The organism is Xanthomonas hortorum, assembly GCF_024339125.1.
GTDB classification, from domain to species: Bacteria; Pseudomonadota; Gammaproteobacteria; order Xanthomonadales; family Xanthomonadaceae; genus Xanthomonas; species Xanthomonas hortorum.
Genome location: NZ_CP101417.1, coordinates 1,462,967 through 1,488,009 on the forward strand (window position 1 = coordinate 1,462,967; position 25,043 = coordinate 1,488,009).

Annotated in this window: 13 protein-coding genes and 2 pseudogenes; 10 read left to right on the forward strand and 5 right to left on the reverse strand. The window is 67.3% G+C overall.

Annotation, left to right across the window (positions count from 1 at the left end; genetic code table 11):
• Window positions 1-4: 4 nt before the first annotated feature.
• The 3 genes from NMB96_RS06175 to NMB96_RS06185 all read right to left on the reverse strand — a co-directional run bounded on the left by NMB96_RS06175 (window position 5) and on the right by NMB96_RS06185 (window position 1,751).
• On the reverse strand, window positions 5-544 hold the full coding sequence (locus NMB96_RS06175; protein ID WP_023905817.1) for a phage tail protein: 540 nt from the start codon (window positions 542-544) through the stop codon (window positions 5-7).
• A 60-nt stretch (window positions 545-604) separates the two neighbouring features.
• A complete protein-coding gene (locus NMB96_RS06180) occupies window positions 605-1,132 on the reverse strand; it encodes a phage tail protein (protein WP_023905816.1) in 528 nt (175 codons plus the stop codon).
• A 73-nt stretch (window positions 1,133-1,205) separates the two neighbouring features.
• Window positions 1,206-1,751, reverse strand: a complete 546-nt coding sequence (locus tag NMB96_RS06185) for a phage tail protein (protein WP_043889582.1) — start codon at window positions 1,749-1,751, stop codon at window positions 1,206-1,208.
• A gap of 258 nt (window positions 1,752-2,009) precedes the next feature.
• On the opposite strand from NMB96_RS06185, the gene NMB96_RS06190 reads away from it, so the two are divergent.
• The 6 genes from NMB96_RS06190 to NMB96_RS06215 all read left to right on the forward strand — a co-directional run bounded on the left by NMB96_RS06190 (window position 2,010) and on the right by NMB96_RS06215 (window position 19,615).
• On the forward strand, window positions 2,010-7,895 hold the full coding sequence (locus NMB96_RS06190) for a putative Ig domain-containing protein (protein WP_425520907.1): 5,886 nt from the start codon (window positions 2,010-2,012) through the stop codon (window positions 7,893-7,895).
• 154 nt (window positions 7,896-8,049) lie between these two features.
• Window positions 8,050-11,454 (forward strand): exodeoxyribonuclease V subunit gamma, encoded by a 3,405-nt coding sequence (recC, locus tag NMB96_RS06195; protein WP_255086504.1) that lies wholly within the window; start codon window positions 8,050-8,052, stop codon window positions 11,452-11,454.
• Window positions 11,451-15,545 (forward strand): exodeoxyribonuclease V subunit beta, encoded by a 4,095-nt coding sequence (gene recB, locus NMB96_RS06200; RefSeq protein ID WP_255086505.1) that lies wholly within the window; start codon window positions 11,451-11,453, stop codon window positions 15,543-15,545. Before recC ends, recB begins: the two co-directional genes overlap by 4 nt.
• Window positions 15,542-17,695, forward strand: coding sequence for an exodeoxyribonuclease V subunit alpha (gene recD / locus NMB96_RS06205; RefSeq protein WP_255086506.1), 2,154 nt, complete (start codon window positions 15,542-15,544; stop codon window positions 17,693-17,695). The genes recB and recD overlap by 4 nt, the downstream gene beginning before the upstream one ends.
• A gap of 138 nt (window positions 17,696-17,833) precedes the next feature.
• A complete protein-coding gene (locus tag NMB96_RS06210; protein WP_255086507.1) occupies window positions 17,834-18,889 on the forward strand; it encodes a virulence RhuM family protein in 1,056 nt (351 codons plus the stop codon).
• A 351-nt stretch (window positions 18,890-19,240) separates the two neighbouring features.
• Window positions 19,241-19,615 carry a hypothetical protein gene (locus tag NMB96_RS06215; protein WP_225970211.1) on the forward strand — a complete coding sequence of 125 codons (375 nt, stop codon included), beginning with the start codon at window positions 19,241-19,243 and terminating at the stop codon, window positions 19,613-19,615.
• Window positions 19,616-19,722: 107 nt separating this feature from the next.
• Here NMB96_RS06215 and NMB96_RS06225 read toward each other — a convergent pair whose 3' ends face one another.
• Entirely contained in the window at window positions 19,723-19,980 is a 258-nt protein-coding gene (locus NMB96_RS06225) for a ParD (protein ID WP_023905807.1), read from the reverse strand.
• Between the two features lie 237 nt (window positions 19,981-20,217).
• Entirely contained in the window at window positions 20,218-20,496 is a 279-nt protein-coding gene (locus NMB96_RS06230) for a hypothetical protein (RefSeq protein ID WP_078589359.1), read from the reverse strand.
• On the opposite strand from NMB96_RS06230, the gene NMB96_RS23670 reads away from it, so the two are divergent.
• The 4 genes and pseudogenes from NMB96_RS23670 to NMB96_RS23505 all read left to right on the forward strand — a co-directional run.
• Window positions 20,445-20,741, forward strand: coding sequence for a hypothetical protein (locus tag NMB96_RS23670; protein WP_485130462.1), 297 nt, complete (start codon window positions 20,445-20,447; stop codon window positions 20,739-20,741). The two genes, NMB96_RS06230 and NMB96_RS23670, sit on opposite strands and share 52 nt — an antisense overlap.
• Window positions 20,742-20,780: 39 nt before the next feature.
• A pseudogene (locus NMB96_RS06240) lies at window positions 20,781-21,098 on the forward strand (hypothetical protein); the annotation flags it as partial.
• 254 nt (window positions 21,099-21,352) lie between these two features.
• Window positions 21,353-23,557 (forward strand): type III secretion system effector avirulence protein AvrBs3, encoded by a 2,205-nt coding sequence (gene avrBs3, locus NMB96_RS23500; RefSeq protein WP_425520908.1) that lies wholly within the window; start codon window positions 21,353-21,355, stop codon window positions 23,555-23,557.
• Window positions 23,554-24,171: pseudogene (locus NMB96_RS23505) on the forward strand (type III secretion system effector avirulence protein AvrBs3); the annotation flags it as partial. The gene avrBs3 and the pseudogene NMB96_RS23505, both read left to right, overlap by 4 nt.
• Window positions 24,172-25,043 lie beyond the last annotated feature (872 nt).

The window sequence follows — 25,043 nt, forward strand, 5'->3', positions numbered from 1 at the left end:
GGCGTCAATCGAACTGTGGATAGGTGCCGGACAACGCAATGCAGAAATTCACCGCCAGATACGGTTGCTGGTTCTCGTGCGCCAAGCCGTTGCCGGTCGGCAGCAGCGCCGTGGGCGAGAACTGGGTGTCGGGTTGCGCCACTGTCACGAACGGTCGTGCCGTGCTGCTGCCTAGCGCTGAAAGCGCTGCGCCGTTGGCGGGCGTGCCGCTTTTCTTGGTCGAATCCGGTTGCGTGAACGCGTTGATGCCGTGCTGGTGCGGCGGGATCTGCGTGGGCAACAGGCTCACTGTGGCCGAGCCGAAGCTATTGCCCAACTGCCGGCTGGTCAATCCCGGGCCCGGCCCCTGCTCGCAGCCTGCGCGTCCGCAGAAGTTCGGCAGTTGAAACGTGGTCGAGCCGTTACCGCCGTAGGCGATGCCGAGCAGCGAGTAAAGCGTGGTGTTCTGCTGCAGCGGCAGCGTGGCGCCGTTGCACAGCGCCCAGCCGACGGGATTGAAATCGAAGCCGAACAGCTGGATTTCGCCGATATAGGGTTCGGTCATGAACGCGGTCCTTCTGTAGAACGTGCAGGCACCGCGCCGAGCGCGGCGCGGTGAATGGGCTCAGCTCTGCTGCGGGAAAATACCGGCAGTGGAGATGCAGTACTGCACCGTCAAGGTCGGCATGGTGTTCTCGTGCGGCTGGCCACCGCCGGTGATCGTGGTGGACTCGGTGGCCATCGGCGTCGCCGTGGCGCCGGTGGTGTCGGTCGCGTAGAACACGTCGCCGACGACTGTGCCAGGCAACAGTCCGGATGGCGCGGTGGCCGTCGCGGTGGCGGTTGTAGCGACCAGCGTGTGCGTGTGCGCCGGCAACTGCAGCCCAGTCAGGGTAACCGTCTCGGCGCCAGCCTTCTGGGCGATCACGTAGTTGCTCAGGCCCGGGCCCTGGCCCTGATGCAGCGGTACGCGCCCGCGCAGATCCGGTACCGCGAAGGTGCTCTGCCCATCGCCGCCGTAGGTGGTGCCGATCAGCATGAACAGCACTTCGTATTCGGAGATCGATAACAGGCTGCCGTCGCAGGCCTGCCAGCCTTGCGGAGTACGGCCGAAGCCGAACATGCGGATCTCACCGATGAATGGAGTGGCCATGGTGTCCTTATCTGGTCGATGGGTGCGCTGCGCGCCGCCGGTGGCACGCTGCTTATGAGGTGCAGGCGCCGCCTTAGCTGCGCGAAGGAAAGATGCCGGACAGCGCGATGCAGAAATTGAGCGTGGTGTACGGCTGCAGATTCGGATGCGGCTGGCTGCCACCGGCCTGAGCCACGGTGGCCGGATTCATCGCCACCAGTGTCCCCGGCGCCGCATACAGCGCGGTGGCCGGACCGCTCGTGCTGGCATTGGTGCCGAAAGAGCGGCCGCTGGGACCCCGGTTGTTGCCGGCAGTGCTGGAACACTCCAGCAAATGATTGTGCGCCGGGAGGTTGCTGGGCAGCAGCGACACGTTCTCCGCGCCGGAGCTTTGGCCGATCGGCAGCGGTGCGGGCTGCCAGTTTGCATCGGCCGAAGGCGAAAAGCCGAGCGGCGTGCGCCCGCGCATCTCCGGCAACGCGAAAGTGGTACTGCCATTGCCGCCGAAACGTGTACCAAGCAGGCTGAAGAGTGCCTGATTCTGATTGATCGGCAGCAGTTGGCCATTGCACTGCGCAAAATACCTGGGCGCAAACGCAAAGCCGGTCATCATGATCTGACCCAAGAAGAACTCACTCATGCGGACTTCCTTCCCGTAAGTGCAACGCCGACTGCGTGTCGGACTAATTTGCACAGATACATGTCATTTTTGAATAGAGCAAGTCTCAACTATTCAGAATTGGAATGAAGTATTAAGTTTTTGTTCTTTATTCGTTAGTCAGTTCCTGTTCAAATACCCTCGCAATGTCGAAGGGAGCAATCCCACTAGGGCGACGTTGTCTTCAGGCACGAGGATCGTTGCCGGCGCCGGGGATGGCGCGCTCCAGGGGTGTGGACAGTGAATAAGCAACGTAGGTTTCTAGCGGACGCCACCGGCGGCCGCGCACGTCTGGCCGTGATGTTTGTCCTGTTCGCGATGATGCTCCTGGCGCCAGGTTGGGCGATGGCGCAAGCCTCGACCTACTGCCCGACGCTGAACGCCACCGTGGTGCAGGGCGGTTCGGTACAGATCGACGTGACGACCTGCGATGGCACGGGAGCAGACGATATCGGCGTTGGCTGGAACGGTGTGCAACCCGCGCACGGCACGATCGTGGTGCCCAATCCGAGTGGCGCGCAGGGGACGCAAATCGTCACCTACACCCACAACGGTGACGGCGCCACCAGCGACACGTTCCCCCTGGAAGATGGCCGGGGCGACACCATCACCGTCAACATCACCATCACCCCGTCGCTGTCGGCCAGCATCGCGGTGAGCCCGGCCAGCCGCAACGAAGACAGCGGCGCCGCCTTCACCTACACGGTGACGCTGAGCCAGAGCAGCAGTTCGGCGACCACGGTGAACCTCAGCCGCAGCGGCACCGCCACCAGCGGCACCGACTACACGGGTGCGCCGAACAGCGTGGTGGTGCCCGCCAACGCCACCACGGCCACCTTCTCCGTCACCCCGGTCGCCGACACCACGGTGGAGGCCAACGAGACGGTGGTGATCAGCGTGGTCAGCGGCAGCGGCTATGCCATCGGCAGCCCGTCCGGCGCCACCGCCACCATCGTCAACGACGACTTTCCGACCGCATCGATCACGGTGTCTCCGGCCAGCGTGCCCGAGGACGGCGCGGCCAACCTGATCTATACCGTCACGCTCGACCAGGCCGCGCAGAGCGCGGTGTCGGTCGCCTTCAATGTCGGCGGCAGCGCGACCTCGGGCAGCGACTACGCGGCCGTGAGTTCGCCGCTGACGATCGCCGCCGGCCAGATCAGCGGCACCATCACCATCAATCCCACCGCCGATGCCACCATCGAACCGGACGAGACCGTGGTGATCAGTCTCGCTGCGGGCAGCGGCTACAGCGTGGGCTCGCCCAACAGCGCCATCGGCACCATTGCCAACGACGACCAGCCAACGCTGTCGATCAACGACGTCTCCGTGAATGAAGGCAATGCCGGTACCAGCAATGCCACCTTCACCGTCTCGCTGAGCCAGCCGGCCGGCGCCGGCGGCGTCAGCTTCGATATCGCCACCGCCGATGGCACCGCCACCGCGGGCGTGGACTACGTCGCCTCCAGCCTGACCGGGCAGACCATCCCCGCCGGCAGCAGCAGCGCCACCTTCACCGTGCTGGTCAACGGCGACACCCTCAGCGAACCCAACGAGACCTTCTTCGTCAACGTCAGCAACATCAGCGGCGCCAGCGCCGGCGACGTTCAGGGCCAGGGCACGATCGTCAACGACGATGCGCAGCCGGCGTTGTCGATCGACGACGTCAGCGTCAACGAAGGCAACAGCGGCACCACCACGGCGACCTTCACTGTGAGCCTGAGCGCGGCCAGCGGCCAGACCGTGTCGGTCAATTACGCCACTGCCGACGGCACTGCCACCGCAGGTAGCGACTATGTCGCGCGTTCGGGCACGCTGACGTTCGCGCCGGGCACCACCGCGCAGGGCGTGGCGATCACCGTCAATGGCGACACCGCGGTCGAACCCAACGAGACCTTCAGCGTCGGCCTGTCCGGTGCCAGCAACGCCAGCATCGCGCGCGCCACCGGCGCCGGCACCATCCTCAACGACGACGTGGTGGTGACGGTCGGGCCGGCATCGCTGCCGGCGGCGACCGCGGGCAGCGCCTACAGCCAGAACCTGAGCGCCAGCGGCGGCACCGCGCCGTACAGCTTCGCCGTCACTGCCGGTGTGTTGCCGGCCGGGCTGACCCTGAGCGCTGCCGGTGTGCTGTCCGGCACGCCCACCGCCACCGGCAGCTTCAACTTCACCGCCACCGCTACCGATAGCGGCGGCAGCCCCACCAGCGGCAATCGTGCCTATACCCTGACCGTGGCCGGCGCGACGGTGACCTTGCCGGCGACCAGCTTGCCGGCCGGCACTGCAGGCCAGGCCTATTCGAGCGCGCTCAATCCGGCGACGGGCGGCATTGCGCCGTATACCTACGCCGTCACCGCCGGCGCCCTGCCGGCGGGCATCACGCTCAATGGCAGCAGCGGCGCCCTGACCGGCACCCCCGGCAGCGTGGGCAGCTTTGCCTTCAGCGTGACCGCCACCGACAGCACCAGCGGAACGCCCTCGCAGGGCACACGCGGTTACACCTTGAACATCGCCGCGCCGCCGATCGTCGTTGCGCCGTCCACGCTGCCGGCCGCCACGCGTGGCACTGCCTACAGCCAGACGCTGAGCGCCAGTGGCGGCACCGCGCCGTACACCTACACGCTAGCAAGCGGCACGTTGCCGGCGGGCCTCACCCTGGCCAGCAACGGCACGCTGTCCGGTAACCCGACGGTGGAAGGCAGCTTCAACTTCACCGTGACGGCGACCGATGCGGGGAGCTTCACCGGCAATCAGGCCTACAGCCTAACCGTGGCCGGCCCGAATCTGGTCCTGCCGGCAAGCACCTTGCCCGCAGGCACAGCCGGGCAGGCGTACTCCGCGGCAATCACGCCCGCCACCGGCGGCACCGCACCCTACAGCTATGCACTGACTGCAGGTGCGTTGCCGACGGGTGTGGTCGTCGACGTGGCGACCGGTGGACTCAGCGGCACGCCGACCGTGGCGGGCACGTTCAACTTCACCCTGACAGTGTCCGACAGCACGCCCAGCCCGGCGGCGCAGGCCAGCCGCAGCTACACGCTGACCATCGCAGCACCTGTCATCGTGGTCGCACCCACCGCGCTACCAGCTGCGACTCGCGGCACGGCCTACAGCCAGGTGCTGACCGCCAGCGGCGGCACCGCGCCGTACACCTATGCGGTGAGCGCGGGCAGTGTGCCGGCCGGCCTGACCCTGGCCAGTAACGGCACGCTGTCCGGCAACCCGACGGCGGAAGGCAGCTTCAACTTCACCGTGACGGCGACAGATGCGAACACCTTCACCGCTGCGCAGGCCTATGCGCTGACGGTGGCGAGCCCGAACCTGGCGTTGCCGGCAAGCACCTTGCCGGCAGGCACGGCCGGGCAGGCGTATGCGGCGACGATTGCTCCGGCCACCGGCGGCACTGCGCCCTACAGCTATGCACTGACCGCAGGCGCGTTGCCGACGGGTGTGGTCGTCGACGTGGCGACCGGTGCACTGAGCGGCACGCCGACCGTGGCGGGCACGTTCAACTTCACCCTGACAGTGTCCGACAGCACGCCCAGCCCGGCGGCGCAGGCCAGCCGCAGCTACACGCTGACCATCGCGGCACCTGTGGTAGTGATCGCGCCCACCGCGTTGCCGGCCGCCATGCGTGGCACGGCCTACAGCCAGGCCTTGAGCGCCAGCGGCGGCACCGCGCCATACACGTATGCAGTCAGCGCGGGCAACGTGCCGGCCGGCCTCACCCTGGCCGGCAACGGCACGCTGTCCGGTAACCCGACGGTGGAAGGCAGCTTCAACTTCACCGTGACGGCGACTGACGCGAACAATTTCACCGCTGCGCAGGCCTATGCGCTGACGGTGGCCGGACCGAACCTGGCGTTGCCGGCAAGCACCTTGCCGGCAGGCACGGCCGGGCAGGCGTATGCGGCGACGATTGCTCCGGCCACCGGCGGCACTGCGCCCTACAGCTATGCACTGAGCGCTGGTGCATTGCCGACGGGGGTTGTCCTGGATGCGGCAACCGGCGGGCTCAGTGGCACGCCGACTTTGTCGGGCACCTTCAACTTCACCCTGACCGCCACCGACAGCACGCCCAGCCCGGCCGCCCAGGCCAGCCGCAGCTATTCGGTCACCATTGCAGCGGCGACGCTGGTGCCGGCGCAGCCCACCCTGCCACCGGCGGTGCGCGGCAGCGCGTACAACCAGGTGCTGACTGCCAGCGGTGGCGTTGCGCCGTATCGCTACAGCATCGCCAGCGGCACCTTGCCGGCTGGCCTGACGCTGGCCAGCGACGGCACGCTGTCGGGCACGCCAACCACGCAGGGCACCTCGTCCTTCACCATCGCGGTGGCCGATGCCGGCAATGCCAGCGCCACGCAGGCCTACAGCTTCACGGTGAGCGATGCGGCGCCAGTGGCCGTGGCCGATGTGGCGGCCACCATGTCCGACACCGCGGTGACGGTGGCGGTGACCGCCAACGACACCGGCAACATCGCATCGATCGCCATTGCCACTGCGCCGACCAACGGCACCGCCGTGGTCAACGGGCTGGAGCTGGTCTATACGCCGGCCGCCGGTTTCGTCGGCACCGATGTGGTGAGCTACACGGTCACCGGTAGCGGCGGCACCTCGGCCCCGGTCACGTTGACCATTACGGTCAACGCGCGGCCGGTGGCGGTGTCGGTGACTGCCGCGGCAGTGCCGGGCGAGGCGCAGCAGGTCGATCTGACCCGCAATGCCACCGGCGGGCCGTTCGTGGCTGCGGCCGTGGTCGCGGTGCTGCCGGCCTCGGCCGGTACCGCCACCATCACCCGGACTGGCGGTACCGCCACTGCGGCGGCGGCGCGTGCCTCCGGCCCATCGCCGGCGGCGGCTGCGATGGCCGAGACGCCCACGTTCATGCTGACCTTCACCCCGAACCCGGCGTTCGTCGGCCAGGCCACGGTGCAGTTCACCTTGTCCAATGCGTTCGCTACTTCGGTGCCGGCCAGCGTGGTGTTCACCATCGCGCCGCGCCGCGACCCGAGCGTGGATGCGGAAGTGCGCGGCTTGATCGATGCGCAGTCCGAGTCCACGCGGCGTTTTGCGCGGGCGCAGATCGACAACTTCCAGCGCCGTCTGGAAGCCACCCATCGCGGCGGCAGCACCTTCAGCAACGCGGTGAGCTTCCAGCCGACCTCGCATTGCCGCCAGGCCGATCGCGGCATCAGTGCGCAGCCGTGCAGCCCGGACACGCAGGAGGCCGACAACGACTTCCGCGATGCGCCGGCAGTGGCGAGCAGCGGCAACAGCACTGCGCAGGGTCAGGGCGACCTGGGTCTGTGGGTAGGCGGTGCGATCCGCTCGGGTAGCCTGGACAAGCAGTCCAACAGCACCGGGGTGGACTTCCAGACCGACGGCCTGAGCGTGGGCGCCGATTACCGGGTGGCGCAGTCGCTGGCGATCGGTGCGGGCCTGGGTTGGGGCCGCGACGACAGCGATGTGGGCAGGAACGGCAGCCACTCCAAGGCCACCGCCTACACCATGGCGTTGTATGCCAGCTTCCATCCGGGCAAGGCGTTCTTCTTCGACACCTTGGTGGGCTACCAGCTGCTGTCCTACGACCTGCGTCGCTTCGTCACCGACGATAGCTCGATGGCCGAGGGCAACCGCGACGGCAAGCAGTGGATCGCGTCGGTGTCCACCGGTGCGGACCTGCAGCGTGGCGAGTTGCAGATCACACCGTATGCGCGCGTGGATGTGGCACGTGCCACGCTGGATGGCTATGTCGAAGACGGCGTGGCGCCGTTCGCACTGCGCTATGACGACATGGACGTGGCCACCACCACCGGCAACCTGGGCCTGCGGCTGGAATGGCGCCGCGACGTCGCCTGGGGCCGGCTGACCCCGCAGTTGCGCGTGGAATATCAGCGCGACTTCCAGGGCCGTGGCGATGCCACGCTGAGCTACGCCGATCTGAACGGCGGGCCGTTCTATCGCGCCGGTCAAAGCGCGTTCGATCGCAACCGTTTGATGGTGGGCATCGGTGCGGCGTTGTTGACCGAGCAGGGCCTGTCGACGCGGCTGGAATACCGCGGCATTACCGACGGCGACAACAACGACGATCAGACCTGGATGATTAATCTGGAAAAGAAATACTGATCGCGGCGAGCGTCGTGCAATGAGGCAATGCGATGGGCCGGGCGGAAACGCTCGGCCCATCGCGTTTGTCTGCCGCGCCGATCGCCATCGTGCGGTCGCCGAGCGCATGCGCAAACAACGCAGTGCGCCTGCATCCGGCACAATGCACGTACGCATGCACGCCACTTCCGCGCCAGATTTTCGCCTCTATCCGTCAAACGCGCTGGATACGCTGGCCGCCTTGCTCGCACAGGAGCTGCGCCGGCCGGTGCCCGAACAACCGCTGCTGCAGCCGGAGGTGGTGCTGATTCCGCAGGTGGCGATGCGGCGCTGGTTGCAGTCCACGTTGGCGGCCGAGCACGGTGTTGCAGCGAATCTGGAATTCCTCACCCCCGGCGAATTCGTCGCGCGCGCGCTGGAGTGCAATCTCGGCCCGGCCGACGACGATCTGGATATGGCGACCACGCAGTGGCGCTTGTACGCCGCATTGCAAGCCGATCTGGGCAGCGATGCGGCGCTGGCGCCGTTGGCCGGTTATTTGTCCGATGGCGATGCGCTCAAGCCCTGGGCGCTGGCCGGCGAGCTGGGCAACGTGTTCGAGAAGTACCAGGCCTGGCGACGCGACTGGTTGCTGCGCTGGGAAGGCGGCGCCGACCCCGATGATCCGCAGGCGCGCTTGTGGCGCAGCATCGCGTCCGGCCGCCAATACCGCGCGCGCCGCATCGGCCAGTATCTGGATCGCTACGCACGCCCGGACGGTCCGCTGCCGCAGGGCTTGCCCAGGCGCCTGTTTGCCTTCGCCATCCTCAACATCTCGCCCGACGTGCTGCGCGTGCTGGCCACGCAAGCGCGCGTAGGCACGCTGCATTTCTATCTGCCCACGCCTACGCAAGGTTACTGGGGCGATCTGCAAACCTTGTGGCAACGCCGGCGCGAAGAAGGCGCGGTGCAGCTGTTCGCCGAGCAGGTGCAGGAAAACCCGCTGCTGCAGGCCTGGGGGGCAGCCGGGCGCGACTTCATGGCGTTGGTCGGCGACTACGAGGTGGTGCATCCGCTGGCCGAGATCGCCGCCTACGCCGATCCGCTGGAGTCCGGCCGCCGCGCACTGGCCGATGGCGGCCTGGGCGACAGCCTGCTGCGGCGCATGCAGAGCGACCTGTTCCATCGCCGCGCACCCGTGGTGCCTGCGCTGTTGCCGGCGGTGAATCTGCACGACCCCAGCCTGCAGGTGCACGCCTGCCATACGCGGCTGCGTGAGTTGCAGGTGCTGCATGACCAACTGCGCGCCCTGCTCGACGACCCGCGCTTCGACCCGCCGCTGCAGCCACGCGAGATCGCGGTGCTGTCGCCAGATATCGACCCGTACGTGCCGTATCTGGACGCGGTGTTCGGCAGCCACGGCAATGACGACGCGCTGCCGTACGCGCTGGCCGATGCCAGCCCGTTGGCGAGCGAGCCGCTGGCCGAAGTGTTCCTCACCTTGCTCGGCCTGCCGATCGCACGCTTCGGCCTGCATGAGATTCTCGACCTGCTGGCCAGCGCGCCGATCGCCGAGGCCGCCGGGCTGGACGAAGCCGGGCTGGAGCGCCTGCGCGGCTGGCTGCATGCGGCCGGCGCGCGCTGGGGGCTGGACGCAGCGCATCGGCGTCAGCACCAGGCACCGAGCGACGACGCCTACACCTGGCGTTTCGCGCTGGACCGGCTGCTGCTCGGCCATGCCAGCGGCGCCGACGACGATATCGACGGCGTGGCGCCATGGCCGCAGCTGGAAGGCAGCGCGTTGGCTGCGCTCGACACGCTGTTGCGATTGTTGCGCGTGCTCGAACGCCACCAATCCGTGTTGGCCGAAGCAATGACGCCGGTCGAATGGCGCGAGCGTCTGCTCGGCTTGCTGGAGGCGCTGATTCCAAAAGCACCCTCGGCACCGCGCGCGCAGCGTGCGCTGGATCGGTTGCGCACGTTGATCGACCAATTCGCCCGCGACGCAGTGCGCGCCGAATACGCCGGCACCGTGCCCGCCGAGGTGGTGCGTGCGCACTTCGCCGCAGTGCTGGGCGAGTCGGACACGCGCGCGCCGCTGCTCACCGGCGGCATCAGCTTTGGTCGCATGGTGCCGATGCGCTTGCTGCCGTTCCGCGTGATCTGCCTGCTTGGTATGAACGATGGCGACTTCCCGCGTCGTGACCCCGCTGCCGGCCTCAATCGCCTCACTGCCGAGTTGGGTACCGAGCGTCGTCGCCACGGCGATCGTTCAACCCGCGAGGACGACCGGTTCCTGTTTCTGCAGTTGTTCGCCTCCGCGCAGGAAGTGTTTTATCTGAGTTACCTCGGCGCCGATGCGCGCGATGGCAGCGCGCGCGAACCGTCGGTGCTGGTCAGCGAGTTGCTGGCCAGCGCTGCGCAATATCACCTTGACCCTAAGGCGATCGACACGCTGGTGGTGCGCCACCCGTTGCAGCCATTCGCCGCCGCCGCCTTCGGCGCGCTGGGCGAAGACGGCGCCGACCCGCGTCGCTTCAGTTATCGCCGCCAATGGCGGCCCGCGGTAGATAGCCTGGTTGGTCAGCGCCAGCCGCTCGCGCCGTGGGTGGCCGGTGCGTTGCCGGCCGATGACATCGCAGTGCCGACCAGCGTCTCGATCGACGACTTGCGCCGCCTGTTCGCCGACCCGGCCGGACAGTTTCTGCGCCATCGTTTGGGCATGCGTCTGCCCGATCCGGCCGGCGAAGACAGCGACCTCGAACCGTTGCTCGCCCCCACGCGCGGCTTGGACCAATACGGCCTGCAGCAGCATGTCTTCGACGCCGCGCTGGCCGGCGACACCGACCGGCTTTACGAGCGTCTGCGTGCACGTGCGTTGCTGCCGTCCGGCCCGTTGGGCCGACGCCAACTCGATGAGCGGGTGGCGCAACTGCGCCCGTATGCCGAAGCATTCCGGCAGTGGCGTGGCGAGGCGCCGGCCGAGTCGCGTCGCTTGCAGGTGCAGATCGGCGATGTCGAGGTGCACGGCCGGGTGCCGGGTTGGTATGCGAGCGGCGTAGGGCGGGTGCAGGTCGGCGCGCTCAGCGGCCGCAGCGCGATCCGTCACGGCCTGGAATGGCTGCTGCTGCGCGCCGCCGGCGAGCACGCGCCGTATGTGCGCTTCTTCGAACACGACGACGGCCTGGGCCCGCATCCCATCGACGCCGAACCGCTGTCGCAAACGCAGGCGCACACCGCGTTGGCCGCACTGCTGCAGGTGTATCGGCAGGGCTTGCAGACGCCGCTGGCGTTCGCACCGTACAGCAGCTGGAAATATCACCAGGCCGCGCGCAGCGACGATCTGGACAAGGCAATCAAGGATGCCGCCGGGCAGTGGCAGTCCAGCTTCGGCTGGAGCGAATCGCACAGCCCGGAGCTGCGCCTGGTCAACCGCGGGCGCGACCCGTTCGCCGATGCGCAACGCTTCGCCGAGTTCGCCATCACCAGCCATCGCGTGTACGACTTGCTCGAACGCGGCGACATCGACACCGCGCTGGATCCGGAGCGTCTGATCGAGAGCTGGCGCCACTGGCACGGCGCGCAGGAAGAGGCCGAATGAGCGCCAGCCCCGTCACCGACCCGTACCTGGAATTGCCGTCGCACGGCGTACGCCTGATCGAGGCCAGTGCCGGCACCGGCAAGACCTTCACCCTGGCCACGCTGTTCACCCGGCTAGTGGTCGAGCGCGGGCTGCGTATCGGCCAGATCCTCGCAGTGACCTTCACCGAAGCCGCCACCCAGGAACTGCGCCGCCGCATCCGCGAGCGCCTGGTCCTGGCCGCGTCGTTGGTGCCTGATGGTTCGCCAACCGTCGTAGGAGCGCCCGCGCCCGAACCGCGGGCAGCGCAGGCACCCGACGCCCTATCGGCTTCTGTAGGAGCGGCCCCGGCCGCGACCGAACCACCCGCAACGCAGGCACCCGCCGCTCCCTCGGTTTTTGTAGGAGCGGCCCCGGCCGCGACTGACCTCGCCGAAGACCCGTCGCGGCCAGGGCCGCTCCTACAGGACGCGCCCGACGTCCTGCTCACCCGCGCCATCCTCACCACCCACCTGGCCACCGGCACCGAAACACCCGCCGCCTTACGCCGCCGCCTGCAGCAGGCGGTCGAAGAAATCGACCTGGCCGCCGTCTTCACCATCCACGGCTTCTGCGCGCGCGTGCTGCGCGAACATGCGCTGGAAAGCGGCCAGGCCTTCGCCGCGCCGGAACTGCTCGCCAACGACCGCGAACTGCTCGGCGAAGTCGCCGCCGATCTGTGGCGCCAGCGCGCCGCCGATGCGGCGATGGCCGAAGACCTGATCGCGCTGTGGTCGGGCGGCCCCGATGCATTAGCCAGCGATCTGCGCGCGCTGGTGCGCCACCCAACGTTGCTGCCGGCCGTCGCAACGACCACCGACGATGCGGCGGCATTGGTGCAGGCCGTGCAGGACGCCAGCACCGCCTTGGCCGCCGCATTCCAGTCCCACGGCACCGCGTTTTTCGAAACCATCATGTCCGCCATCGACGGCGGCATCCTGAGCAAGGTCAGTTACAAGCCCGAGTGGCTAACAGCGTTGTGGCATTGGTTCGACAGCTTCGCCGCCGCGCCATCGATGCACACCGCGCCGCACGCCAAGCTGATCAAACTCACCGCCGCGGAACTGGCCGCCGGTACCAACAAGAAGTTCGTCGAGCGCACGCCGGCCTCGCCGCTGAGCCACGAAATCGATGGCTATCTCACCGCGCTGGCCCGTGTCGAAGAATGGCGCACCCGTCGCCGCATCCGCCTGCTGCACGCATTGCGCGAGGACGCCATCGCACGGCTGGCATTGCTCAAGCGCCAGCGCCGCGTGCAGACCTACGACGACCTGGTCGATGGCGTCGCGCATGCGCTGGAAGGCGCGCAGGCCGAGGCGCTGGTCACCCGGCTGCGCACGCAATACGCCATCGCGCTGGTGGACGAATTCCAGGACACCGACGACCGCCAATGGGCGATCTTCTCCAACGTGTTCGGCGAAGGCCCGCTGGCACGTGCGGCGGGTCTGGAGCCGGCGCTGTTTTTGATCGGCGACCCCAAGCAGGCCATCTACGGCTTCCGTGGCGGCGACGTGCGCACCTATCTGGCCGCCGCAGTTACCGCCGAACTTGCCCCCCCGCTGAGCCACAACTTCCGCTCGCGCCCCGGCGTGCTGGCGGCCATCGATGCGCTGTACGCGCAGGCCGGCTATACCGAGGCCTTCCTCACCGACGGCATCGCCTTCCACCCGGTGCAGCCCGGCACCAAGCGGGTGGATGCCGACTTGCAACGTGATGGCAACGCCGCCCCGGCCCTGACGCTGTGGCGCGCGCCGGAACCGCCGCCGCCAATCAAAGGCAAACCCAAACCCTGGAGCGCCGGCCGCGCGCGCGAGCTGGCCACCGCCGCCTGCGTGGCGGCGATTCGCGGCTGGCTGGCCGGTGGCCGCGACGGCACCGCCACCGTCAATGGCCGCCCGGTGCAGGCCGGCGATATCGCCGTGCTGGTGCGCAGCCACAGCGAGGCCACGCGCATGCAACAGGCGCTGGGCGCGGTGGGCATCCCCGCCGTGGCCGCCGGCAAGCAAAGCCTGTTCGCCACCGACGAAGCGCTGGAACTGCTGGCCCTGCTGCAGGCCTTGCTCGACCCAGGCGACGACAGCCGCCTGCGCGCCGCGCTGGCCACCGTGCTGATCGGCGCGGACGCCGCCGCCATCGCCGCGCTCGCGCACGATGGCGAGCGTCACCGCCGCTGGCAGCAGCAGGCGCTGGACTGGCGCGAGCGCTGGCAACGCGGCGGCCCGCTCGCCTTGATCGGCGACCTGGGCGCCGCGCACGGGCAACGCCTGCTCGCCCTGGTCGATGGCGAGCGCCGCCTCACCAACTATCTGCAACTGGCCGAACTGCTGCAGGAGGCCGACGCCCGCGCACTCGGCCCGCACGGCCTGGTCGACTGGCTGTCGCGGCGCATCGCCAATGCCGACGACAACGACGAAGCCCAGCAGCTGCGGCTGGAATCGGACGCGCGCCGCGTGCAGATCGTCACCCTGCACAAGAGCAAGGGCCTGGAATATCCGCTGGTGTTCCTGCCGTACATCGGCATCGGCCGCAGCGACAAGGGCGCCGGCCGCCATTGCGTGGTGCATGCGCCGGAGCTCGGCCGCCAGCTGCACTGGAAGACAGACAAGGAAGACCCCACCTGGAGCGCCGCCGAAGCCGCCTGGAAGCAGGAACAACGCGCCGAAGACGCCCGCCTGCTCTACGTCGGCCTGACCCGCGCCGAGCACGCGCTGTGGATCGCCAGCGGCCCGTTCCATCAGCACGAGCGCACGGCTTTGTCCGGCATGCTGCGCGCGCTCGATACGCTGCAGGGCGCGGCCGGCGAGGGCGCAGTGGTGGTCGACACGTCCACGCCGCCGGCCACCCTGCCGCGCCTGCCGCCACCGATCGAGGCACAGGTGCCGCCGGCGCGCACCCCGCAGCGGCATATCGCACCCGAGTGGTGGGTCTACAGCTTCACCCAGCTGGCCAATGCCGATGCCGGCGCCGCCACCGACCCGATGGCCAGCGCCACGGTGGTCGGCAGCGGCGGCAGCGACGAGCCGTCCGGCAGCGAGGCGATCGCGGTGGCCGCCGAGGTCGACGCCTTCGACCCGCGCTTTGCCGGCAACCGCTTCGGCGTGGTGATGCACGACGTATTCGAGCGCTGCGACTTCGCCGCCTGGCAGGCCTGGCGCCCCGGCCTGCCCGCACCCGAGGGCCAGGCCCCCGCCATCCTCGAGGCGCTGCAACGCGGCGGCTACGCCCAGGACGAACTGGACGACGGCCTGGCCATGCTCACCGCCCTGATCGGCCACACCCTTACCGTCGCCCTGCCCGAAGGCACCACCCTGGCCGCCGTGCCCGAGCCGCAGCGCCGCAACGAGATGGAATTCCACTTCGCCATGCGGCCCACTCGCGTGGAGGCATTGCTCGCATTGCTGCATCGCTTCGGCGTGGTGAGCGACCGCCAGGCCTTCGGTGCGCGCCAGCGCCTGGAAGGCCTGATGACCGGCCTGATCGACCTCACCTACACCGTGGACGGCCGCTGGTACGTGCTCGACTACAAGTCCAACCGCCTGCCCAGCTACGACGCCGACGCCCTGGCCCGCGCCATGGCGCACAGCGAGTACGAATTGCAGGCGCTGATCTACACCGTCGCGCTGCACCGCTGGCTGCGTTTCCGCCTGGGCGACGCCTACGACTACACCCGCGACTTCGGCGGCGTGCGCTACCTGTTCTGCCGCGGCCTGGATGCGGACCGCAACCCCGCAGCCGAACGCGGCTCCATCTCCGGTTCCGGTTTCAACTCCGTCAACGGCGCCAGCTCCATCTCCGGTTCGGGTTTCGACTCCGACTCCGACTCCGTCAACGGCGCCAGCTCCGTCTCCGGTTCCGACCCCGCCAGCGACGCCATGTCCGATACGCCTGCACCCAATACGCCTGTGCCTGGCATTTACGCCTGGCGCTTCGCCCCAGCCCTGGTGGAAGCCCTGGACGCCCTGTTCGCCGGCAACCCCACAGAGCCTATTTCCAGTGACGCCTTAAAGCCCCTCTCCCCTCGGGAGAGGGGTTGGGGTGAGGGTACGTCCACCATGGGAACGCCCACCCCATGAACCACCCAAACCTCCTAACCGCCCTCACCCAGGCCGGTGCCCTACGCACGCTGGATCTCGCCTTCGCCCAAAGCCTGCAACGCCTGGCCCCGGACACCGACCCCCAGGTGCTGGCCGGCGCCGCACTCGCCTCTCTGGCCGTCACCAGCGGCCACGCAGGGCTGGACCCCACCCGCGCCGCCATGCTGCTGGACGCGCGCGACGGCCCATCGCCCGCGCTCCCGGACCCCACCGACTGGCAACGCACCCTGGCCGCCTCGCGCTGGGTCGACCAACCGCATCCTGAAGACCCCGCCGCCGCCGATTGCCCGCTAGTCCTCGAACACGGCCTGCTCTACCTGCGCCGCTACCGCGAGTACGAACGCCGCCTGGCGTTAGGCCTGCAACGCATCGCCGCCCAGTCGCCGCCGCCCTTCGACGCCGCCACGCTGGCACCGCTGTTCGCCCAGTTATTCCCGAACGCGACCCCAACCCTTCACCCCGTGGACCCAACCCCTCTCCCCCCGGGAGAGGGTGCCCGAAGGGCGGGTGAGGGTACGGGCCTGCCCGAGCCATCCATCGACCGCCAAGCCCAAGCCGCAGCCCTCGCCCTGCGCCGCACCCTGCTGCTGGTCACCGGCGGCCCCGGCACCGGCAAAACCACCACCATCGCCCGCCTGCTACTGCTGCGCATCGCGCAAGCCCAGGCAGCCAACACCCCGGCCCCGCGCATCGCCCTGGCCGCGCCCACCGGTCGTGCCGCCGAGCGCATGGCCGAAAGCCTGCGCCTTGCGGTCACGCGCGCCATCGCCGACGGCATCGCCCCGGCCCTGGCCGACGCCCTGCCCACCGGCGCCAGCACCCTGCATCGCCTGCTCGGCGTCATCCCGGATTCCCCGCACTTTCGCCATAACGCCGATAACCCGCTGCCGTTCGACCTGATCGTGGTCGACGAAGCCTCCATGGTCGACCTGCCGCTGATGTGCAAGCTGGTCGAAGCCGTCGCCGACGGCACCCAGCTGATCCTGCTCGGCGACGCCGACCAGCTGCCCTCTGTGGAAGCCGGCGACGTGCTCGCCGCCATCCTGCAGGCCGCCGGCCCCGGCGACTCCCTGCAGCCGCACGACGCCGAGGCGCTGCAACCGCTGCTCGGCAGCGCGCCCACTAGCAGCACGCCTGCCAGCACCCAGACCGGCGGCCACACCAACACCGGCGGTTTGTCCGGCCACCGCGTGCACCTGCTACGCGGCTACCGCCAAGCAGACAACTTTGCACTCACCCCGTTGGCCGACGCCATCCGCACCGGCGACGCCGACACCGCCCTCGCCCTGCTGCGCAGCGGCGAGCTGGCCGGCGTGCACTTCCACGAAGACGGCGAAGACCCGCTCACCCTAGGCCGCGACGCACTGCTCGCGCACTGGCGCGCGCTGGCCGCCGCGCACGACCCCGCCGCCGCCCTGCGCGACGCCGCGCGCCTTCGCCTGCTCACCTCCGTACGTGCCGGCCCGCAAGGCGCGCGCGGCCTCAACGCCCGTATCGAACAACTGCTGGCCGACACCGGCTCCGGCGCGCGCCGCCTCGGCGCCGCCTCGCCATGGTTCCAGGGCCGCCTGCTGCTGATCACCGAAAACAGCTACCGCCACGGCCTGTTCAACGGCGACGTCGGCATCTGCCTGCGAAGCGATGCGAGTCCCTTTTCGGGGCGCAGCGACGAAACCCCGTCTTCAGGGCCAGGCCAGTCCGGCGGCACCGCCAACCGCCACGTCCCAAGCACAGACAGCCGTGCCCAAGCCCCGCTGGTCGCCTGGTTCGAAGGCGACGGCGACGGCCAGGTGCGCGGCTTCCACCCCGCCGCACTGCCCGCGCACGAAAGCGCCTTCGCCATGACCGTGCACAAGGCCCAGGGCAGCGAATTCGACACCGTCTGGCTGCAACTGCCCACCCGCGACGCCCGCGTGCTCAGCCGCGAGCTGCTTTACACCGGCATCACCCGCGCCCGCCGCGCCCTGCACCTGGCCGGCAGCGAAGCGGTCATCCGCAGCGCGCTCGCCCGGCACGCCGCACGCATCTCAGGTTTGGCGTGGCGGTTGGGTGCGCAGCAGCAGGCGGCACCCGCCAAGCCAGCAACAGAACCACCCACTGCGTTGCCCGTGCAGGGGTCGTTGTTCTGATGGACGCAAGCCGGCGCAATGGCAACATCACTTACGGCAGAACGGCACGTTCGCCTATCACCGTCATCGGGCGTGCCCGGATAACCTCTTGGCCGAAGAACGCCTGGTTGTGCGGTATCGCCAGCATGGGAGGCATCGATGGCGAAAAAGCATGAAATTTCTCTCGTCCGCTCGTCGGCGGCCGAATACCTGACATTCGTGGCCGCCGCAGGCGAGGGCGGCGTGCAGGCGGCGTATGCCGACGAAAACGTCTGGCTGACGCAGAAGATGCTGGCCCAGCTCTACGATGTCGAAACCCACACCATCAACTACCACCTGAAAAAGGTGTTCGCTGACAACGAGTTACAGCCAGATGCAGTTATTCGAAATTTTCGAATAACTGCCGCCGACGGCAAGAGCTACGACACCAAGCACTACAACCTCGCGGCCATCATTGCCGTGGGCTACAAGGTCAATTCCGAGCGCGCGGTGCAGTTCCGCAAGTGGGCCACCACCATCATCGAGTCCTTCACGATCAAGGGCTTCGCGATGGACGATGAGCGCCTGAAGAATGACGGCACGGTGCTCGGCAAGCGCTACTTCGAAGAGCAGCTGCAGCGCATCCGCGAGATCCGTCTCTCCGAGCGCAAGTTCTACCAGAAGATCACCGACATCTACTCCACCGCCCTGGACTACGATGCCAACGCGCAGGCCACTCAGCGGTTCTTCGCCACGGTGCAGAACAAATTGCACTGGGCCATCCACGGGCAAACCGCAGCAGAAGTTTTCTACCACCGCGCCGATGCCGGCAAGCAGCACATGGGCCTGACCACCTGGGCCGATGCACCGCGCGGGAAGATCCAGAAGTTCGATGTGGCGGTTGCCAAGAACTACCTGACCACCGGCGAGATGGCGCAGTTGCAACGCCTTGTATCGGCCTATCTGGACCTGGCCGAGGACATGGCGCTGCGGCAGATCCCGATGACCATGCAGGATTGGGAAACGCGTCTGAATCGTTTCATCGAAGCCACCGACCGGCAGGTGTTGCAGGACGCAGGGCGCGTCACCGCCGAGATCGCCAAAGCGCATGCGGAAAGCGAGTTCGAAAAGTACCGTATCGTGCAGGACCAGCTGTTCGTGAGCGATTTCGATCGCGTGTTGCAGCAGCTTGATGCAGGAGAGCGGGTGGACGGTGCCGACGAGGAGTTGCGCTAGACGGTGATTTGGGAAGCGCCAAAGCGTCAGGTCCCCAACCGCGCGCGATAGTGCACGTTGGATTGAAAGATCGCTCCGAGGATGAATCGCGACTAGCGTCTGCCCAGGAGTCGCCCGCCACGGTGGTTCCGCCCATCCAGGGCTCTTACCCCAAGCCGGAGAGATGGCATGAGAACTGGCGACAAAGAAGCGTTTGCGCGTAAGAGGTGAATGATGAAGGCGATATGGGTTCTTGGGATTCTCGCGCTGTCAGCCTGCTCCAGCGCGACTGCGGCTGGGAGGCTGGAGATCAGACTCCAAAACAGACAGGCAGCGCATACAGCGACAGCTGGAGCATCCGTCTCAGTCACGATGGCCAACGCAGGTGACCAGCCCATCGAGCTAGCTGCGTCGTATGTTCCAGACGTAGATAAAAGCGGGAGATTGCAGACCAATCTGTTCAAGGTCCTGCAAGAGGACGGCAGCCCCGTCGGCTATCGCGGCATCTATGTGCATAACGTCCGAGGTTCCACGCCATCTCTTGTCTTGAAGCCGGGGCAGTCAATCGTCAGGACGATCAATCTGTCATTGAGTTACCAGATCATGCCTGGGCGCAATTACTCGGTCGGGGTACACCCATTTATACGTTATCGGGAGCAGCAAGAATCAAAGACTAAAACCACCTCAGCCGATATGACGTCGCTGAAGACTGCTACATCCAACATCATCGAGATCACGCCTCGATAGGTCTGCGATGTACCGGCGAACCTGCGCCTGGCCGCAGCGTGCCGAGGTGTAGCGGATGATCCCGCGCAGATCGGCTTCGGCTGCATCGGTGAGAACGTAGCCGTGCATCAGCCGCGACGGCTCTCGGCCAACTCTTCATCCAGGATAGCGCTGACGCTCTTTGTGGAAACCTTGCCGGCAAGGCCTTCCTCGACGCGTCCCCCAAGCAGGTTTTTCAACTGTTGCCATGCCTGATCGGGGTTCTCGTCGTCGTCAGGGAAGAGGCGTTCAAGCGCGTATTGCTTGATGGTCTTGCCCTGCAGAGGGGCCAGCGCCTTCAGGCTCTGCTGCTGCTGATCGTTCAGATCGATGGTCAAGCGGCTCATGACGAACTCCGAAATCCATGCAAACCCACGTTAACGCATCTGCTTCAGCTGGTTGGCTGGTTGGCTGGTTGCAGAGCTTCGAAGCGCTACTGCGAGTTACGTCGTGCGTTGTTTTGATGGGGACTAAGCCGCGTAAGGGGTTCAGCCGACATACGTGTAAAAATCACTCACAGAATCCAATTTCTCTTGTAAAAACATGACTTTGCCAGATAAAACGGATTCCCGGCTTTTAGGCGATCAACGGCGAGGTGAAATCTCGCCGCGATCTTCCAACCAGGTGCGGACCATTTCGCCGGCGAGCTTGCTCAACGCGTACACCGCAACCAGGCCAACCAGCCACGGTGCAGCCATGTCGGCCATCTGCTCGGTGTACGCGCTCGCGTGCGGATCGTTCAGCACGAACAGCAGCATGGCGAACAGAAAGTACAGCGTAAACACAACGCCGAAGCCGACCAGGCCAGCGCGTGACAAGCCACGCAAAAGCGGCAGCAGCTGGGCGTGCAGAAACGTATTCATGGCGGAACTCCATCGAAGGACGGACAAACTCTAGCACTGCTGTCGCAGCTACTTTGGCCAGCCTCGCTGTAATGGAGCGCGAGTTGATCGTCAAGCGCACCCGTGCCGGACTGGAAATGGCCCGCCAGCTCGGCCGCAGCGTCGGCCGCAAGCACCTACACCAAGGACCAATGGGTGACTGCGTGGAATTGGCCGTTATGTGCGCTGGCGGCCTCGCCGCGAGAGTGCTTGCAGCGCAGCCTTGAATGATCGAACATCAAACATCACTGTTTGATAGATCGATCATGACATCACCCATGTCCATCACCACCTTGGCCGCACTCGCCAGTGCCGGCGTGCTGCGCACCGTGCAGCTGGTCGGCCAGGTCGGCGGCTACACCGTGATGGTGCGGGTGGGCCAAACCGAAAAGCAACTCACCGGCCAGCGCGGAGAGCCGCGCGTGTTTGCTTCCCTCGACACCGCCGCCACCCAGCTGCTGGCGCTGGGCGTGACGGTGTTTGAGGTCCTACCGGCCAACTATGTGCGCGCGCCCAAGGTCTACCGCCGCGGTCGCCCGGCCGCGTTGAAAGAGTTGGCCAAGATCCAGCGCGAAGGCAAACCGAGGGTCGGCAGGGATTCGTGTAAAAAACAGCCAAAAGTGAGCTAACTCGCGGTCATCAAAGAAGTTTTTCACAACCGCCTGCCGGCCCTCCATACGGGTCCGGGATCGCCGCCACGTCTGCGCCTCAACCCCGGTCGTCGAGGGTTGCCAGGATCACCCGAAGTTGTGTGCTGCCATGCGGATTCGGAAGAAGTGTAGGGACCAGAGACCTTTAGTCTTGAGGCGACCATGTTTTCTGTAAAGAGGTATGCCTGATGGATCCCATTCGTTCGCGCACGCCAATTCCTGCCCGCGAACTTCTGCCCGGACCCCAACCGGATAGGGTTCAGCCGACTGCAGATCGGGGGGTGTCTCCGCCTGCTGGCGGCCCCCTGGATGGCTTGCCGGCTCGGCGGACGATGTCTCAGACCCGGCTGCCGCCCCCCCCTGCACCCATGCCTGCATTCTCAGCGGGCAGCTTCAGCGATCTGCTACGTCAGTTCGATCCGTCGCTTCTTGATTCGGTGTCTGCCTTCGGCGCTCCTCATACAGAGGCTGCCCCAGGAGAGTTGGATGAGGTGCAATCGGTTCTGCGTGCAGCCGATGACCCGCAACCCACCGTGCACGTCGCTGTCACTGCCGCGCGGCCGCCGCGCGCCAAGCCGGCGCCGCGACGGCGTGCTGCGCAACCCTCCGACGCTTCGCCGGCCGCGCAGGTGGATCTACGCACGCTCGGCTACAGTCAGCAGCAGCAAGAAAAGATCAAATCGGAGGCTCGTTCGACAGTAGAGCAGCACCACAAGGCACTGGTCGGCCATGGGTTTACACACGCGCACATCGTTGAGCTCAGCAAACACCCGGCAGCCTTAGGGACCGTCGCTGTCAAGTATCAGGCCATGATCGCGGCGTTGCCAGAGGCGACACACAAAGACGTCGTTGGCGTCGGCAAACAGTGGTCCGGCGCACGCGCTCTGGAGGCATTGCTCACGGTGGCGGGAGAGTTGAGAAGTCCACCATTACAGTTGGACACAGGCCAACTTTTCAAGATTGCAAAACGTGGCGGCGTGACCGCGGTGGAGGCAGTGCATGCATGGCGCAATGCACTGACTGGTGCCCCCCTGAACCTGACCCCGAAGCAGGTGGTGGCCATCGCCAGCAATGGCGGCAAGCAGGCGCTGGAGACGGTGCAGCGGCTGTTGCCGGTGCTGTGCCAGGCCCCCCATGACCTGACCCCGAAGCAGGTGGTGGCCATCGCCAGCAATGGCGGCGGCAAGCAGGCGCTGGAGACGGTGCAGCGGCTGTTGCCGGTGCTGCGCCAGGCCCCCCATGACCTGCCCCCGAAGCAGGTGGTGGCCATCGCCAGCCACGATGGCGGCAAGCAGGCGCTGGAGACGGTGCAGCGGCTGTTGCCGGTGCTGCGCCAGGCCCCCCATGGCCTGACCCGGGCGCAGGTGGTGGCCATCGCCAGCAATGGCGGCGGCAAGCAGGCGCTGGAGACGGTGCAGCGGCTGTTGCCGGTGCTGTGCCAGGCCCATGGCCTGCCCCGGGAGCAGGTGGTGGCCATCGCCAGCCACGATGGCGGCAAGCAGGCGCTGGAGACGGTGCAGGCGCTGTTGCCGGTGCTGTGCCAGGCCCCCCATGACCTGACCCCGGAGCAGGTGGTGGCCATCGCCAGCAATGGCGGCGGCAAGCAGGCGCTGGAGACGGTGCAGCGGCTGTTGCCGGTGCTGCGCCAGGCCCCCCATGACCTGACCCCGGCGCAGGTGGTGGCCATCGCCAGCAATGGCGGCAAGCAGGCGCTGGAGACGGTGCAGGCGCTGTTGCCGGTGCTGTGCCAGGCCCCCCATGACCTGACCCCGGAGCAGGTGGTGGCCATCGCCAGCCACGATGGCGGCAAGCAGGCGCTGGAGACGGTGCAGCGGCTGTTGCCGGTGCTGCGCCAGGCCCCCCATGGCCTGACCCGGGAGCAGGTGGTGGCCATCGCCAGCAATATTGGCGGCAAGCAGGCGCTGGAGACGGTGCAGCGGCTGTTGCCGGTGCTGCGCCAGGCCCCCCATGACCTGACCCCGGAGCAGGTGGTGGCCATCGCCAGCCACGATGGCGGCAAGCAGGCGCTGGAGACGGTGCAGCGGCTGTTGCCGGTGCTGCGCCAGGCCCCCCATGACCTGACCCGGGAGCAGGTGGTGGCCATCGCCAGCAATGGCGGCGGCAAGCAGGCGCTGGAGACGGTGCAGCGGCTGTTGCCGGTGCTGCGCCAGGCCCCCCATGACCTGACCCCGGAGCAGGTGGTGGCCATCGCCAGCAATATTGGCGGCAAGCAGGCGCTGGAGACGGTGCAGCGGCTGTTGCCGGTGCTGCGCCAGGCCCATGGCCTGCCCCGGGAGCAGGTGGTGGCCATCGCCAGCCACGATGGCGGCAAGCAGGCGCTGGAGACGGTGCAGCGGCTGTTGCCGGTGCTGCGCCAGGCCCCCATGACCTGACCCGGGAGCAGGTGGTGGCCATCGCCAGCAATGGCGGCGGCAAGCAGGCGCTGGAGACGGTGCAGCGGCTGTTGCCGGTGCTGCGCCAGGCCCCCCATGACCTGACCCCGGAGCAGGTGGTGGCCATCGCCAGCAATGGCGGCGGCAAGCAGGCGCTGGAGACGGTGCAGGCGCTGTTGCCGGTGCTGTGCCAGGCCCCCCATGACCTGACCCGGGAGCAGGTGGTGGCCATCGCCAGCAATATTGGCGGCAAGCAGGCGCTGGAGACGGTGCAGGCGCTGTTGCCGGTGCTGCGCCAGGCCCCCCATGACCTGACCCCGGAGCAGGTGGTGGCCATCGCCAGCCACGATGGCGGCAAGCAGGCGCTGGAGACGGTGCAGGCGCTGTTGCCGGTGCTGTGCCAGGCCCCCCATGACCTGACCCGGGAGCAGGTGGTGGCCATCGCCAGCAATGGTGGCGGCAAGCAGGCGCTGGAGACGGTGCAGGCGCTGTTGCCGGTGCTGCGCCAGGCCCCCCATGGCCTGACCCGGGAGCAGGTGGTGGCCATCGCCAGCCACGATGGCGGCAAGCAGGCGCTGGAGACGGTGCAGCGGCTGTTGCCGGTGCTGTGCCAGGCCCCCCATGGCCTGACCCGGGAGCAGGTGGTGGCCATCGCCAGCAATGGCGGCGGCAAGCAGGCGCTGAAGAGCATTTTTGCACAGTTATCTCGCCCTGATCCGGCGTTGGCCGCGTTGACCAACGACCGCCTCGTCGCCTTGGCCTGCATCGGCGGACGCTCTGCGCTGAATGCAGTGAAAGACGGATTGCCGAATGCGCTGACATTGATCAGAAGAGCCAAAAGCCGTATTCCCGAACGCACATCGCATCTCGTTGCCGACCAAACGCAAGTTGTTCGCGTGCTGGGTTTTTTCCAGTGCCACTCCCATCCAGCGCAAGCATTTGATGAAGCCATGACGCAGTTCGGGATGAGCAGGCACGGGTTGTTACAGCTATTTCGCAGGGTGGGCGTCACCGAACTCGAAGCCCGCAGTGGAACGCTCCCTCCAGCCTCGCAGCGTTGGGGTCGTATTCTCCAAGCATTAGGGATGAAAAGGGCGAAACCGTCCTCTGCTTCGGCTCAAACGCCGGACCAGGAGTCTTTGCATGCATTCGCCGATTCGCTGGAGCGTGAGCTGGATGCGCCCAGCCCAATGGACCAGGCAGGCCAGGCGCTGGCAAGCAGCCGCCGCAAACGGTCCCGATCGGATCGTTCTGTCACCGGCTCCTCCGCACAGCAAGCTGTCGAGGTGCTCGTTCCCGAACAGCGCGATGCGTTGTCCCTCCTCAGCTGGGGTGTAAAACGCCCGCGTACCAGGATCGGCGGCCTGCCGGATCCTGGCACGCCCATGGATGCCGACCTGGTAGCGTCCAGCACCGTGGTTTGGGAACAAGATGCGGACCCCTTCGCAGGGACAGCGGATGATTTCCCGGCATTCAACGAAGAGGA